The organism is Mycobacterium sp. SMC-4 (assembly GCF_025263265.1).
Classification (GTDB): Bacteria; Actinomycetota; Actinomycetes; order Mycobacteriales; family Mycobacteriaceae; genus Mycobacterium.
On the sequence record NZ_CP079869.1, the window covers coordinates 1,418,390 to 1,432,294 of the forward strand.

General features: G+C 66.9%; 15 protein-coding genes. 8 read left to right on the forward strand and 7 right to left on the reverse strand.

All coding sequences use genetic code 11. The annotated features are described in order from the left end of the window. Positions 1-16: 16 nt before the first annotated feature. The 4 genes from KXD98_RS06745 to KXD98_RS06760 all read left to right on the forward strand — a co-directional run bounded on the left by KXD98_RS06745 (position 17) and on the right by KXD98_RS06760 (position 3,566). Entirely contained in the window at positions 17-742 is a 726-nt protein-coding gene (locus tag KXD98_RS06745) for a hypothetical protein (protein ID WP_260762659.1), read from the forward strand. 125 nt (positions 743-867) lie between these two features. Continuing rightward, on the forward strand, positions 868-1,506 hold the full coding sequence (locus KXD98_RS06750) for a hypothetical protein (protein WP_260762661.1): 639 nt from the start codon (positions 868-870) through the stop codon (positions 1,504-1,506). Between the two features lie 357 nt (positions 1,507-1,863). After that, positions 1,864-3,033: an acyl-CoA dehydrogenase gene (locus KXD98_RS06755; RefSeq protein ID WP_260762663.1), complete on the forward strand. Its 1,170-nt coding sequence runs from the start codon at positions 1,864-1,866 to the stop codon at positions 3,031-3,033. A gap of 131 nt (positions 3,034-3,164) precedes the next feature. Then, positions 3,165-3,566, forward strand: a complete 402-nt coding sequence (locus KXD98_RS06760; RefSeq protein WP_260762666.1) for a hypothetical protein — start codon at positions 3,165-3,167, stop codon at positions 3,564-3,566. Between the two features lie 72 nt (positions 3,567-3,638). On the opposite strand, the gene KXD98_RS06765 is transcribed toward KXD98_RS06760, so the two are convergent. From KXD98_RS06765 to KXD98_RS06780, 4 genes are all read right to left on the reverse strand, one after another. Beyond that, positions 3,639-4,403: a biotin--[acetyl-CoA-carboxylase] ligase gene (locus KXD98_RS06765; protein WP_260762667.1), complete on the reverse strand. Its 765-nt coding sequence runs from the start codon at positions 4,401-4,403 to the stop codon at positions 3,639-3,641. A gap of 2 nt (positions 4,404-4,405) precedes the next feature. After that, positions 4,406-4,729 carry a hypothetical protein gene (locus KXD98_RS06770; protein WP_260762669.1) on the reverse strand — a complete coding sequence of 108 codons (324 nt, stop codon included), beginning with the start codon at positions 4,727-4,729 and terminating at the stop codon, positions 4,406-4,408. A 136-nt stretch (positions 4,730-4,865) separates the two neighbouring features. Further along, positions 4,866-5,576 (reverse strand): TIGR03089 family protein, encoded by a 711-nt coding sequence (locus KXD98_RS06775; RefSeq protein WP_260762670.1) that lies wholly within the window; start codon positions 5,574-5,576, stop codon positions 4,866-4,868. A gap of 1 nt (position 5,577) precedes the next feature. After that, positions 5,578-7,044 (reverse strand): LCP family protein, encoded by a 1,467-nt coding sequence (locus KXD98_RS06780; RefSeq protein WP_260762675.1) that lies wholly within the window; start codon positions 7,042-7,044, stop codon positions 5,578-5,580. Positions 7,045-7,110: 66 nt separating this feature from the next. On the opposite strand from KXD98_RS06780, the gene rfbD reads away from it, so the two are divergent. From rfbD to KXD98_RS06800, 4 genes are all read left to right on the forward strand, one after another. Then, positions 7,111-7,959 (forward strand): dTDP-4-dehydrorhamnose reductase, encoded by an 849-nt coding sequence (rfbD, locus tag KXD98_RS06785; RefSeq protein WP_260762677.1) that lies wholly within the window; start codon positions 7,111-7,113, stop codon positions 7,957-7,959. Between the two features lie 5 nt (positions 7,960-7,964). After that, the gene (locus KXD98_RS06790; RefSeq protein ID WP_260765022.1) at positions 7,965-8,852 is read left to right on the forward strand and encodes a glycosyltransferase family 2 protein; all 888 of its coding nucleotides are present in this window, start codon (positions 7,965-7,967) and stop codon (positions 8,850-8,852) included. Beyond that, entirely contained in the window at positions 8,852-9,931 is a 1,080-nt protein-coding gene (locus KXD98_RS06795) for an NDP-sugar synthase (protein WP_260762678.1), read from the forward strand. Before KXD98_RS06790 ends, KXD98_RS06795 begins: the two co-directional genes overlap by 1 nt. Before the next feature lie 134 nt (positions 9,932-10,065). Next, positions 10,066-10,932 carry a hypothetical protein gene (locus KXD98_RS06800; protein ID WP_260762680.1) on the forward strand — a complete coding sequence of 289 codons (867 nt, stop codon included), beginning with the start codon at positions 10,066-10,068 and terminating at the stop codon, positions 10,930-10,932. On the opposite strand, the gene KXD98_RS06805 is transcribed toward KXD98_RS06800, so the two are convergent. From KXD98_RS06805 to cofD, 3 genes are read right to left on the reverse strand one after another with little or no spacing between them, the layout of a single operon-like run. Beyond that, positions 10,933-11,478, reverse strand: coding sequence for an NUDIX hydrolase (locus KXD98_RS06805; RefSeq protein ID WP_260762682.1), 546 nt, complete (start codon positions 11,476-11,478; stop codon positions 10,933-10,935). Next, a complete protein-coding gene (locus KXD98_RS06810) occupies positions 11,475-12,815 on the reverse strand; it encodes a coenzyme F420-0:L-glutamate ligase (protein WP_260762684.1) in 1,341 nt (446 codons plus the stop codon). The genes KXD98_RS06805 and KXD98_RS06810 overlap by 4 nt, the downstream gene beginning before the upstream one ends. After that, entirely contained in the window at positions 12,812-13,795 is a 984-nt protein-coding gene (cofD, locus tag KXD98_RS06815; protein WP_260762686.1) for a 2-phospho-L-lactate transferase, read from the reverse strand. The genes KXD98_RS06810 and cofD overlap by 4 nt, the downstream gene beginning before the upstream one ends. Between the last annotated feature and the right edge of the window lie 110 nt (positions 13,796-13,905).

Genomic DNA, 13,905 nt, shown 5'->3' on the forward strand with positions numbered 1-13,905 from the left:
TGACACGCTTTCTCGTATGGAGGTTTTCGTCGGCAGCGAAGCCCTGCGCGAAGGTGTGCTGACCCGTCACGAGCTCAGAACCCACTACTTGAGAGTCTTTCCTGACGTCTACGCTGCCAGGTTTGCCGGTCTCACCCTCGACGATCGGACGCGGGCGGCATGGCTGGGGTCGCACCGCGAAGGCGTGATCGCCGGACTGGCGTCAGCCCTGCACGGAGCGAAGTGGGTAAAAGACGACGCCGCAATTGAATTGAACTGGCCCAACCATCGCGCACCGGCAGGCATCCTCACCCGCAAAGATTCGCCGCTGGACAATGAGGTCACTCGTATCCGGGGCATGGCCGTGACGGTCCGCCGCCTCGCCGAATTCCACCGCCGTAACCGAGGACTCAGGCGTCTCGACAAGGTGCTCGATCTAGTCGATGCCGGCGCGGAATCACCACAAGAGACGCGACTACGGCTGCTGCTGATGCGGGAGTTCCCGCGGCCCGCCACCCAAATCCCTGTCATGAGCCCTGGCGGATTTCCGCGGTACTACCTCGACATGGGTTGGGAGGACATCAAAGTCGCCGTCGAATATGACGGAGAGCACCACCGCACTGACGACGTCAGCTATCGCAAAGACCTCGCGCGAATCGAGTACATCCAGTCGTTGGAGTGGATCGTCATCAGAGTCGTGGCCGGTAATCAGCCAAAGCAGATACTGGCCCGCGTCCGGGCAGCGCGGGCGTCCAGACTCTGACGGGAGTTGCGTCCGGCCCTGCCGGCCCCCTAAGACCCCCCAGGCGACTCGCGGGAGGGGGATTTGCTGGTCGGTATTGGGGGATGGGCGCAGAATAGGCTTCGGGTGGGGATGTGGAGGGGCCGATGACCGTGCGAACTGTGGCCATTGCGGTGTTGGTAGCTGCGGCCGTGTTCGTCGGCGCGGGCCCGGCCGGTGCACGGCCGGCCGATTCGGCCTCACCGCCCCCGGTGAATTTCAACGGCGGATGCGGGCTGGTTGCCTATCCCGCCACCGGGGTCCGCGGGATCGTCACGGTCACGGCAGGGCCGGTCGCCTGCATCGAGGCGATGCGTATCGTCGACCGCTACCTGCATGACCCGACGGTGCCCCACGCCGGGACCATGTGGTCTTCGGAGTTCGAGGGCTGGCTGTGTGTCACGCCGACCTCCGATGTCGCTGACGAGTACGGCTACCTGACGTCATGTCTCGACGGCCAGGGAAGCGAGATTCAGGTGACCTCCGAGCGTGACACTGAAGGATTTGCGCCGGTGTTCTGTGATCCGTCGGCAATCGCCACCGATATCGGTGAGCAACTCAGTGTCCAACGCTGCTACGGCACATGGGCATACGTCAGCACCCATCCCCGGGGCGGCGCGCAATCACTGCTTCGCCTCGTCGACGGAGCATGGACGCGTTACACGGACATACCGACCGACATCTGCCGGCCACAAGCTGAGGACGATGGGGTGCCGATACCGGAGTTGCACAGCTTCGTGTGCTGAATTTTTGCCGTGACGTCCGTCACTGGCGCGCAGCGACGTGTCAGGAAGCCCGAACGATGACGAGCGGCTCGCTGCTGTGCACCGGTGCCGCCGCGGGGTAGTGGCCCGTCTGCGCAGCGTGCATGCCCGCATCAACAACCGCCGAGGCGCGCAACCAGCGAGGAGTACCGTTCCAACCACAGTCGCAGTGCGCGGTACGGCGGAATGCCGGGCCATCGATGAAGTACTGTATGGTTCGGAAGGTACCCAGGCAATGTGAGAGCGAACCACCTCTCCCGCTGAGGTTTACCTGAGAAGCCGAATTCGCGCAGCGACGCAGACCAGCTAAAGTTACCCGCGAGTAGCAAGGAGATGAAGATGGCTAGTTGGGCCGGAGATCCGTCCTTCGATTTGTTCCAGTTGCCCGAGGAGCACCGCGAGCTGCGTGATGCGATCCGCGCGCTGTGCGAAAAGGAGATCGCGCCGCACGCCGCCGACGTCGACGAGAACTCGCGCTTTCCCCAGGAAGCACTCGACGCGCTGGTGTCGTCGGGCTTCAACGCCGTGCATGTGCCTGAGGAGTACGGCGGTCAGGGCGCCGACTCGGTCGCGGCATGCATCGTGATCGAAGAGGTCGCCCGAGTCGACGCCTCAGCGTCGCTGATCCCGGCAGTCAACAAGCTGGGCACCATGGGCCTGATCCTGCGCGGGTCCGACGAGCTCAAGCAGAAGGTGCTCCCGGCGATCGCCTCCGGTGAGGCGATGGCGTCCTACGCACTCTCCGAGCGGGAAGCGGGCAGCGATGCCGGCGCCATGCGCACCCGGGCCAAGGCCGACGGCGACGACTGGATCCTCAATGGCGCCAAGTGCTGGATCACCAACGGCGGCAAGTCTTCCTGGTACACCGTGATGGCGGTGACCGATCCCGACAAGGGCGCCAACGGCATCTCGGCGTTCATGGTGCACGTCGATGACGAGGGCTTCACCATCGGACCCAAGGAAAAGAAGCTCGGCATCAAGGGCTCACCCACCACCGAGCTGTACTTCGAGAACTGCCGTATCCCGGGCGACCGCATCATCGGCGACCCGGGCACCGGATTCAAGACCGCGCTGGCGACGCTGGACCACACCCGTCCGACCATCGGCGCGCAGGCTGTTGGCATCGCCCAGGGTGCGCTGGACGCATCGCTGGAGTATGTGAAGGACCGCAAGCAGTTCGGCAAGTCGATCAGCGAATTCCAGGCCGTGCAGTTCATGCTCGCCGACATGGCGATGAAGGTCGAAGCGGCCCGGCTGATGGTCTACAGCGCCGCGGCGCGCGCCGAGCGCGGCGAAGGCAACCTCGGGTTCATCTCCGCGGCGTCGAAGTGTCTGGCCTCCGATGTCGCGATGGAGGTCACCACCGACGCCGTGCAGCTGTTCGGCGGGGCCGGTTACACCGTGGACTTCCCGGTGGAGCGGATGATGCGTGATGCCAAGATCACCCAGATCTATGAGGGCACCAACCAGATCCAGCGCGTGGTGATGAGTCGAGCGCTGCTGAAATAGCGGTTCTGACCGCGAGGGTGCACTCAGCGTCGTTCGCAGGTACCGCGAGCTACCGTGAGTGCACTTTCGCGGCCGCGACAGGGGCGAAACTGCCGACCTAGCGGCGGGTCGACGACTTGTATCCTCGCGTCATGGAGTCCGACGATCTGGAGCCACGGGTCGCCAGTCTGGAAGAGCAGGTCCGCGACCTCAACCGACGCGTGCGTTCCAGCGAACAAGACGCCGCGGCCGCCAGGGTCCTTGCCGGGGCAGCCGATCGCGATGTCGGCGAGATTCGCGGCGAGATCCGTGACTTTCGGCGTGCCACCGCGTCGAGTTTCAACGCCATGCGTGAGGACTTCGCCGATCTGCGACAAGACTTCACAGATCTGCGGCAAGCTTTCACCGATCTGCGCCACCACGTTGACGGACAATTCGCTGAGGTCAAACGTGGGTTCGCGCACATCCGCGGGGTGCTGGATGCGACTGCCGCCGGCCAGCAGCAGATCGTCGAACTGCTCAACGGCTTGATCGCTGACCGCGACAAGGGCTGACCGCGAGGGTGCACTCAGCGTCGTTCGCAGGTACCGCGAGCTACCGTGAGTGCACTTTCGCGAGCAGGTACCTCAGCGCAGGTGGGTGATGTCGCCGGCCGACACGGTGGCCGTCGTCCCCTGTGAGTCGATCAGTAGCCGCCCGCTGTCGTCGATTCCCGTTGCCGTGCCCACGATTTCAGCGTCTCCCGGCAACAACGCCCGCACCTGCGACCCGATGGTCGTGCTGACCCGCCGATAGTCCTGCGCCAACGTCGGATCGCTTCCCCCACGCCAGCGGGCTATCAACCCGTCGAGCGCGCTCAACAAGGTGCCGGTCAGCGCGGTCCGGTCCGCGTCGACACCGAGCATGGCCAGCGATACGGCCCCCGGGTCGGGCAGCGAGTCGTCGGTGAAACCGACATTCAGACCCACCCCGACCACGACGACCGTCCCGGCCACCTCGGCCAGAATCCCCGCCAGCTTGCCGGTGCCGACCAACACGTCGTTGGGCCACTTCAACCCGGCGTCGACGCCGACCGAGCGCACGGTCTCGACTACGGCCAAGCCGGTGATCAGCGGCAACCAGCCCCACGCCGCCGGCGTCACCCCGGCAGTGTCGACACCGACCGACATCGAGATCTGCGATCGCGGCGGCGCCGACCAACTACGTCCATGACGTCCACGGCCCGCGCTCTGATGTTCGGCCAACAGCACCGCACCGGCGATGTCCTCCGAACCTGCCCGGGCGACCAGGTCAGCATTCGTCGACCCGGTCTCCTCGACGACGTCCACGCGTCGCCAGATCGTGTCGGCAACGGACGCGCGGAGCTGTTCGAGATCCAGTGGTGCAGGCACGCCTAGAGGTTAGTGCGCGAGGTCTCCAGCGACTCCAGCACCTGCGCGGGCAACGCGTGCTCGGCAGTCACCCGGTTCAACGCCCCGAAGCCGGCCACGAAGGCCAGCATCGCGCCGAAGGCCCACAGGTTGCCGACCGCCCATTCCCAGGTCGTCGTCGTCGGCGCGACCTGCAGCCAGTACACCGCAATCGCAACCAGCGCGTACCCGCAATAGATGTTGAATCGGCCCGCTGAGCTGGCACGCCAGCCGGCATGGCGCCGGTTGCGCCAATGCCAGACGCCGAGCACGGCGACCACAGCGATCGCGGTGAAGGTCGACTCCATCGGCGCCCCTCCTGTTAGCTGGGGTCCGCGTCAGCGGGTGGTGCGGAACCAAAGTTTGCCAAAACTGTAACAGTCTGTGGCTTCCGAGTGTTCCACCCGAAGATTTGAATTGGGTATGAATCGGAAAACAATCTGGTCAGCGAAGTGTCCGCGTCACTCGCTCGGTTTCGCTGTGGCGAGCAAGAAGGTCCTCTTTAGAGTTCGCCACTTGTACCAGTGATGCACCAGTTGCGTACACCGACAGCAGTCGTTCGACGATGTCGTCGGCGCTGTTCCAGGCCAGCACCGACAGCACCCGGTCGGTCGCAGAGAATCCGGATGATTGCCCCGTCGCCTGCGCCGCCGCCAGCACCTCGTTTGCCGATCGGCCCTCCAGCGCAGCTCCCGGCGCCGTCTCGGGCACGATCTGGTCCCCGTGCACCCGCACCGACGTCGCATAATCGGTCACTCCGACCGGCAGATCAGGCGCCGGCTTACCGAACGGGTCCAGCGACAGCACCGCCACCTCACCCATGCCGACTGAGGCGTCGGCCTCGTCGAGACGGTCCGCGGTGCACAGTGCGATGTCGGCCTCCCCGCCCAGCACGACCTCGGCCCCGATCCACCACACGCCGAACAGCACCGCCGCGGTCTGCCAATGCGCCGGTAACAGCACCGCCACTCGGCTGCCCGGCCCGGCGCCCAACTCGTCGCGTAGCAGATTGGCGGTCTTGGCGGCCCAGTTGGCCAGCGTCGCCGTCGAGCACTCGATGCGCTCACCGGTCGCGTCGTCGTAATAGGTGATCCGCGGGCCGGCCGGATTATTGGCCAGCAGCGGATCGAGAATGGCCGAGCTGACGTTCGTCACCTCAGTTGACGCACTCTGGATCGTCGGAGCCGGCCGTGATGATCGGCGACGCCGCCGGCAACGCCTCGCCGCCGGCCTGCGAGGTGACCGGCGCCGACAGCATCACATCGGTGCCGTCCAGGCCCGACCCGGGACCGGTGTAGTCGTCGGCGAGCACCACCCGCACCACGTCCGCAGGCACTGCGGTGTTCTCCACGACCGCGATCCCACCGAGTTCGTCGGCCACCGCGCGGGCCCCGAGATCACCCGAGCTCGCGGCCTGCACCTGCGTCGTCGTCACCTTGGCGGCCTCGTTGTTGCCGACGGGCCCCGGCGTGAAGCCCCGGCTGGTCAGCACGTGCGCCACCGCGGCGGCCAACCCGTTGATGTCGGTGTCGTTGTACACCTCGACGGTGGTCTTGTCCGGGCTGTAGGCCAGTTCCTCGGTGTTGCCCTGGTCCTGCTCGTGCAGCAGGCCGTCGATCCACTCGCGCACCGCGCTGGGGTCCACCCGCACCACGCTCTGCATACCGTCGTCGCTCCACCCGGCCTCTTCGAGGATCGGGATGGTCGCGAACGCGACATTGCCGCCGGCCAGCTTGGTGAACTGCTCGGCGAAATCCATGATGTTCCAGCCGTCGGAGAGCACCACCGAGCGCTGCACCGCCTGCTCCAACCGATTCAGCGTGGCCGGGCTCGACAACGTCTTGCTCGAAATGGCTTCGTGGGCCAGCGAAGCCATGAAAGCCTGCTGTCGGGTGACCCGGTCCAGGTCACCGCGCGGCAGATCGTGGCGCTGCCGCACAAAGCTCAACGCCTGTGGCCCGTCCAGCTTCTGCCAACCCGCCGGGAAATCTGCACCCGAAAGCGGTTCGTAGACAGCCTGTTTCAGGCATACGTTGACCCCGCCCAAGGCATCGGTGATCAATGCGAAACCGAGCAGCCCGATTTCGGCGTAATGGTCGACCGTCACCCCGGTCAGGTTGGCCACCGTCCTGATCAACGCTTCGCGACCGGCCTCAGCAGCCTCGACCTGAGCCACGGCCGGGTCCTCACCCTGCTGCTCGACGAGCTGCTTCATGGTTTCCAAGTGCACGTCGCCATAGACACCGTTGATCTTCATCTTCCCCAGACCCGGCGCCTCGACATAGGAGTCGCGGGGAATCGAGATGGCCGTCGCGGACTGACCGTCATTGGGGATACGCACCAAGATGATGGTGTCGGTGCTCGTCGAGATGTCGTTGCCGGCGCGCAGCGTGGCGAGCTCTTCCTGAGTCAACGGATTGCCATGCGCGTCGGTGCGACTGTCCATGCCGACCAGCAACACATCGACCGCGCCGTCCTCGCCGCCCTCGCCCAGCACCACCGAGCTGATGTGGTTGATCCCAGACTCGAACGAGCGGATCTTGCCCCACGCCACACCGGTGCTGACGACCACGGCCAACGCCACGATCGCCGACACGACACGGGTCATGTGCGCAGTAGGCATCGGACCAGGCTATCTGCGCCAGGCCTCGATGCGGCGTAGCGCAGACCGGCGTGCCAATATCGTGACGTGACCGGGAGAATCGTGATCACCGGCGCAGCCGGCCTGGTAGGACGCGTGTTGGCAGGTCAAGCAGCACAGCAGGGCCGAGACGTGGTGACGCTCACATCCAGCCAGTGGGACATCACCGATCCGGCCGCGGGCGCGTCGGTCGTGCGCTCCGGCGACGTCGTCGTCAACTGCGCCGCCTACACCAAGGTCGACGCCGCCGAAGCCGAACCCGAGCGTGCCCACCTGGTCAACGCCGTCGGCGCCGGCAACGTCGCGCGGGTGTGCGCCCGCGCCGGCGCCGCGCTGATCCACCTGTCCACCGACTACGTCTTCGACGGAGCGCTGCGGCGCCCCTACGACATCGACGACCCCACCGGCCCGGTCAGCGTCTACGGCCGCACCAAGCTGGCCGGCGAACAGGCCGTCCATGCCGAGCTGCCTGACGCGTGCGTGGTGCGCACCGCGTGGATCTACGAAGGCCGCGACGGCACCGACTTCGCGGCCGCCATGCGACGCGCCGCGCTGGGGGAGGGCACCGTCGACGTCGTCGCCGACCAGATCGGTTCACCCACCTACGTCGGCGACCTGTGTGCGGCACTGCTGCAGATCGCCGACGGCGTGCGCGCGCCGTTGCTGCACGCCGCCAACGACGGCGCCGTCAGCCGGTTCGAGCAAGCTCAAGCCGTGTTCAGCTCGGTGGGCGCTGATCCGGCGCGGGTGCGGCCCGTCGACAGCTCCCAGCATCCCCGGCCCGCGCCGCGCCCGGCCTACTCCGCCTTGTCGGCGCAGAAGTCGACGCTGGCCGGGCTGAGCCCGCTGCGGCCATGGCGGGAGGCGTTGGCCGCGGCGCTACTCTCTAGCCCGTGACATCGGTGAGCGACGGGCTGTTCGTCGTGACGGTGACGTATTCGCCGGGCCCGCATCTGGACCGATTCCTCGCCTCGCTGTCGCACGCCACCGACCGTGATGTGACCGTCGTCATGGCCGACAACGGATCCACCGACGGCGCCCCGGAGGAAGCCGTCACGCGCTACCCGAACGTGCGGCTGCTGCGCACCGGCGCGAACCTGGGCTACGGCTCGGCGATCAACCGGGCCGTCGCCGAATACGGACTGACCTCCCAGGAGTTCTTCGTCGTCGCCAATCCCGACGTGCAATGGGGACCGGGCAGCATCGACCTGCTGCTCGACGCCGCCACCCGCTGGCCGCGGGCCGGCTCACTCGGGCCGCTGATCCGCGACCCCGACGGATCGGTGTATCCCTCAGCGCGACACCAGCCGTCGATCATCCGCGGCGGCATGCACGCCGTCATCGGGCCGTTGTGGCCGTCCAACCCATGGACCGCGGTCTACCGCCAAGAACGTGAGGACCCCAGCGAACGCGCCGTCGGCTGGCTGTCCGGATCATGCCTGTTGGTGCGCGGCGCCGCCTACGCCGAGATCGCCGGATTCGACGAGCGCTACTTCATGTACATGGAAGACGTCGACCTCGGTGATCGCCTCGGAAAGGCCGGCTGGCAGAACGTCTACGTGCCCTCGGCAGAGGTATTGCACGCCAAGGGCCACTCCACCGGCCGCGACCCGGCCCGCAATCTGGCCGCGCACCACGTCAGCACCTACACTTTTCTGGCCGATCGGTATCCGCGACGCTGGCAGGCACCGTTACGGTGGGCTTTCCGGGGGGCTCTGGGGGCGCGGTCGCGGTTGGTGGTGCGCAGTTCTCTGAGGTCCCGGCGTTCGCAAGCGAAAGGGCGGCGTTGATGGTCAATCCAGCCGAAGTCGATGCAGTCATCCTGGTCGGTGGACTGGGCACCCGATTGCGGCCGTTGACGCTGTCGGCGCCCAAGCCGATGCTGCCGACCGCCGGGCTGCCGTTCCTGACCCACCTGCTGTCGCGGATCGCCGACGCCGGTATCGAACACGTGGTGCTGGGCACCTCCTACAAGGCCGGGGTGTTCGAGTCCGAGTTCGGCGACGGCTCGAAGTTCGGACTGCAGATCGACTACGTCGTCGAGGACGAGCCGCTGGGCACCGGCGGCGGTATCGCCAACGTCGCCTCCCGGCTGCGCCACGACACCGCAGTGGTGTTCAACGGCGACGTGCTGTCCGGCTGCGATCTACCCGCGCTGCTGGACTCGCACTTCGAGCGCAACGCCGACGTGACCCTGCACCTGGTGCGCGTCGGCGACCCGCGGGCATTCGGTTGTGTGCCAACCGATTCCGATGGCGTCGTGACGGCGTTTCTGGAGAAGACGCAGGATCCGCCGACCGACCAGATCAACGCCGGCTGCTATGTGTTCAAGCGTTCGGTGATCGACGCGATCCCCAAGGGTCGGGCGCTGTCGGTGGAGCGTGAGGTGTTCCCGCGTCTGCTCACCGAGGGACTGAAGGTGTGTGGGTATGTCGATGCCAGCTATTGGCGCGATATGGGTACACCCGAGGACTTCGTGCGTGGCTCGGCGGATCTGGTGCGCGGGATTGCGCCGTCGCCGGCATTGACGCATCAGCGGGGGGAGAAACTGGTGCACGACGGGGCGTCGGTGGCCCCGGGCGCGCTGCTGATCGGCGGCACGGTGGTGGGCCGTGGCGCCGAGATCTCCGGGGGCGCAAGGCTTGACGGCGCGGTGATCTTCGACGGAGTGACGGTCGCGGCTGGTGCGGTGATCGAGCGTTCGATCATCGGCTTCGGTGCCCGGATCGGGCCGCGGGCGCTGATCCGCGACGGCGTGATCGGCGACGGCGCCGAGATCGGGGCACGCTGTGAACTGCTGCGTGGTGCCCGCGTCTGGCCGGGCGTGATCATCCCCGATGGTGGCATCCGCTTCTCCACCGACGTTTAGGCTTGCGCGAAAGTGCCTTCAGCGTAGTTGCGGACGCGTCGTCGCTACGCTGAGTGCACTCTCGCGATCAGCAGGCTGTGGATAACTCATGCCGGAGCGGTCGCCCTGTCGGCCATGGATCGCAGGCTTCCGGTATGGGAAGAGTGTTCGTAGGTACAGAAGCAGTCGCGAGCGGCGCAGCCACGCCCGGCGAACTGCGGTACACGTATCGGCGTCTGTTCCCGAACGTGTATGTCCCGCGCGATGAAGCGCCGTCGCTGACTGTCCGAACAGTCGCGGCGTCGCTGTGGAGTGGGCGACAGGGTGTGATCACCGGACGGGCTGCGGCGGCATGGCACGGTTCCCGATGGGTTGATTCGTCGGTGCCGATCGAATTGGTCCACGACTGCAAGCGGCCGCCGACCGGGATCATCACGCGCAACGAGCGTATCGCCGAGGACGAATACGTCCTTTGCGACGGGCTGGCCGTCGCCACAGTTGAACGCGCCGCCTTTGACCTGGGCAGGTTTCTGCCCTTCGCCCGTGCCGTCGAGCAGCTGGACGCACTGGCCAACAGAACCGAACTGACGGCTGATGGCGTCCTGGCCCTCGCCGAGCGTTACCAGGGCGCCCGAGGAACCCGGAGGCTCCGGCGTGCGCTCGACATGATGAACAGTGGTGCTCAGTCGCCGAAGGAGACGTGGCTGCGGTTGCTCCTCATCCGGGCAGGGTTTCCGCGACCGGAGACTCAGATACCGGTCTTCGACGACTATGGTCACGCGTTCGCATACCTCGACATGGGCTGGAAAGACCTCGGAATCGCGGTGGAGTACGACGGAGACCACCACCGCGAACGGGCCCAGTACCGATTCGACATCCAGCGGGTGCGCAAGATCGAGGATCGCGGCTATCTGCACATCAAGGTGATCAACGAAGACCGTGATGCGGAGATCATCGCGCGAGTCCGCCAGGCATGGGCCCTCCGCGAGAGTGCACTCACGGTAGCTCGGCGGGCGTCGTGACTACGCTGGCGGCACTTTCGCGGCTAACGACATGAGTTGGGTAAGGCCGAAGTCGGTGTCGTCGGGCAGGTCGTCGAGCGGCCACCAGCGCAGATCCAAAGACTCGTCGCTGCGCTGGAACTCCGCACCCGGCGGGGCTTGAGCGACGAACTGCACATCGAGATGGCGCGTCGGCACACCCAGCGAGCAGGTCACCGGATGCACATGCAGGGAAACGGGCATCGACGAGATGGTCAGACCGACGATGCCGGACTCCTCGGTCGCTTCCCGTAGTGCGGCCGCCACCAGCGTGGAATCTTCAGGCTCGCAATGCCCACCGAGCTGCAGCCAGCGTCCGATGCGCGGATGCAAGGTCAACAACGCATGGCGGCGGGTGTGGTCGAGCACCAGCGCCGACGCTGTCACGTGCCCGGGAACACACGACCGCAGGCACGCATCCGGGCGGGCATCGAGAAACGCCAATACCGCGAACCGGGTGGAATCCAACGCGGGCTCAGCCGGCTGCCACGTGCTCAATACGTCCACAGCCGACTGGTGCAGCGTCATCGTCGCACCAGCAACTCGTCGACATCCACCGGATCGCGCGGGGTCAGCGGCTGCAAAGGATGCCCGATCGCGATGGCGCCCAATGGTTCCCAATCATCGGGCAGGTCGAGCACCGAACGCACCAGCTCCGGGGCGAATATCGTCGAGCCGATCCAGCAGCTGCCCACGCCACGCGTGGCCAACGCCACCAGCAGCCCCTGCACGGCGGCGCCGACCGCGACGGTGAACATGGTGTGTTCGGCCGCGGTGCGCCGGGCGTCCGGATAAGAGTGCACCCCGTCGGGGACCAGGAACGGGATCACCAATTCCGGCGCATCGTAGAGAATCTGGCCGCGGGCCACCCGACGCTCGACAGACGAGGGGTCACGGCCGTCGCCGAGCAGATCCGACCGCCACTGCTCCTTCATCTGATCCAGCAGATCCACCCGCACCTCGCCGTCGCGCACCCACACGAAGCGCACCGGCCGGGTGTGGTGCGGCGCCGGTGCCGTCAACGCCTCAGCGACAGCGTCTTCGATGACCCCTGCGGCCACCGGCTCGGCGCTGAACTCCCGCACCGACCGGCGCAGCAACAGCGCCTGCGAACGGCCCAGCGCGATGGCCTCTTCGGTGCCCAGCCAGAACAGGTCTTCCTCGCCGGCACGCACCAGTGCGCGCGCGGTGGACCCGTCGTCGGGCAGCCGCAACCCGCGCACCACCGCCACCGGCACCCCGGTCAACTTGCCTTTCACCAGATCCGCTGCGGCGGCGATCTCGTCAGCCACCGCGATCTCGGTGACGATCAATTCGTTGCCGTGCTGGTCGTGTTCACCGGCGTAACCGTGCAACACCGTCAACCCGGCCGCACCGATCGCCACATCGGTCTGACCGGTGCGCCAGGCCCGGCCCATGGTGTCGGTGACCACCACACCGACCGTCACCCCGAGGCGCTCCCGCAGCGCAGCCACCAACGCCGCCGCACTGCCGTCGGGATCGACCGGCAGCAGCGCCAATTCGTTGGAGTCGACGTTGGAGCCGTCCACCCCCGCGGCGGCCTGCACCAGACCCAACGCGTTCTCGGTGATCAGCGTGCGGCCCTTGCGGGCCAGCACTCGAACGGCTTCGGTGTCGATCAACCTGCGTCGCAGTGCATCCCGGTCATCCGGGTCGGCCGGCGCGACGACCATACGGCCCTCACACTTGGACAGCACCTTGCTGGTGACGACGACGACGTCGTGGTCGGCCAGCCAGGGCGCGGCCTTCGCGATCGCCGAAGCCAGGTCATCGCCCGGACGGAACTCCGGCAACCCGGGAACCGGCAGTATCTCCAGTCGCGCCGAACTGCCGTGGTCGGTCACAGGGTGATCCCGGCCAGGTCCAGCCCCGCATTGACCATCTCGGCGGTCACCGCGGGGTCGGTCATCAACAGCGGCACCGCGCGGACGTCGATGCCCGGAACGTCGGCGGTATCGCCGGTGTGCACCAGCCAGCCGTCCAGGATGCCGGTCGCCGACCGGGCCCCGTAATGCGCGGCCACCGCCGCGGAGGTGCTGTCCACACCCATCACCGACAGACACGCATCAGCCATACCGCGCAACGGCTTTCCGCCGATGATGGGGGAGTAGCCGATCACCTTGGCCGAGGTGGCCCGCAGCGCCGCGCGGATCCCGCCTACCGCCAGGATCGTGCCGATGCTGACCACCGGGTTCGACGGCGCGATCAGCACCACGTCGGCACCCTCGATGGCCTCGGTGACACCGGGAGCGGCCTTGGCCTGGTCGGCGCCGATGAACGCGAAGCTCTCGGTGGGCACCTGCGCGCGGTAGCGCACCCACCACTCCTGGAAGTGGATGGCCTTCTTCTCGCCGGTCTCCGGATCGCTGATCACGACGTGGGTCTCGCTGCGGTCGTCGCTGGCCGGCAGCAGCCGCGCGCCGGGATTCCAGCGCTTGCACAACGCCTCGGTCACCGCCGAGAGCGGATAGCCGGCCCGCAGCATCTGGGTGCGCACCAGATGGGTGGCCAGGTCGCGGTCGCCCAGGCCGAACCAGTCGGGCTGCACGCCGTAGGCCGCGAGCTCCTCCTTGGCGTGCCAGGTCTCGTTGCGGTGCCCCCAGCCGCGCTCGGTGTCGATGCCGCCGCCGAGGGTGTACATGCAGGTATCCAGATCCGGACAGATCCGCACACCGAACATCCAGGCGTCGTCGCCGACGTTGACGACGGCCGTCAACTCGTGGTCGCTATCATCGGAGCCGAACTGTCCCAGGCCCAGCAGATGCTGCACTCCGAGCAGAAAACGTGCGCCTCCGACGCCGCCGACCAGAACCGTCACCTTCACAGGGACCGAGACTAAGCCGTGCGGTCCAGACCCGTGACGGGTGGGGCGTGACAGACACACCACAGCGCGACGCGCCGATTTGTCGTCACGAAATGGTATGAATTCCTGTT

Coding starts and splice junctions, on each gene's coding strand:
- KXD98_RS06745 (WP_260762659.1), top strand. CDS start 17: ATGGAGGTTTTCGTCGGCAGCGAAGCCCTGCGCGAAGGTGTGCTGACC.
- KXD98_RS06750 (WP_260762661.1), top strand. CDS start 868: ATGACCGTGCGAACTGTGGCCATTGCGGTGTTGGTAGCTGCGGCCGTG.
- KXD98_RS06755 (WP_260762663.1), top strand. CDS start 1,864: ATGGCTAGTTGGGCCGGAGATCCGTCCTTCGATTTGTTCCAGTTGCCC.
- KXD98_RS06760 (WP_260762666.1), top strand. CDS start 3,165: ATGGAGTCCGACGATCTGGAGCCACGGGTCGCCAGTCTGGAAGAGCAG.
- KXD98_RS06770 (WP_260762669.1), bottom strand. CDS start 4,729: ATGGAGTCGACCTTCACCGCGATCGCTGTGGTCGCCGTGCTCGGCGTC.
- KXD98_RS06780 (WP_260762675.1), bottom strand. CDS start 7,044: ATGCCTACTGCGCACATGACCCGTGTCGTGTCGGCGATCGTGGCGTTG.
- KXD98_RS06795 (WP_260762678.1), top strand. CDS start 8,852: ATGGTCAATCCAGCCGAAGTCGATGCAGTCATCCTGGTCGGTGGACTG.
- KXD98_RS06800 (WP_260762680.1), top strand. CDS start 10,066: ATGGGAAGAGTGTTCGTAGGTACAGAAGCAGTCGCGAGCGGCGCAGCC.
- KXD98_RS06805 (WP_260762682.1), bottom strand. CDS start 11,478: ATGACGCTGCACCAGTCGGCTGTGGACGTATTGAGCACGTGGCAGCCG.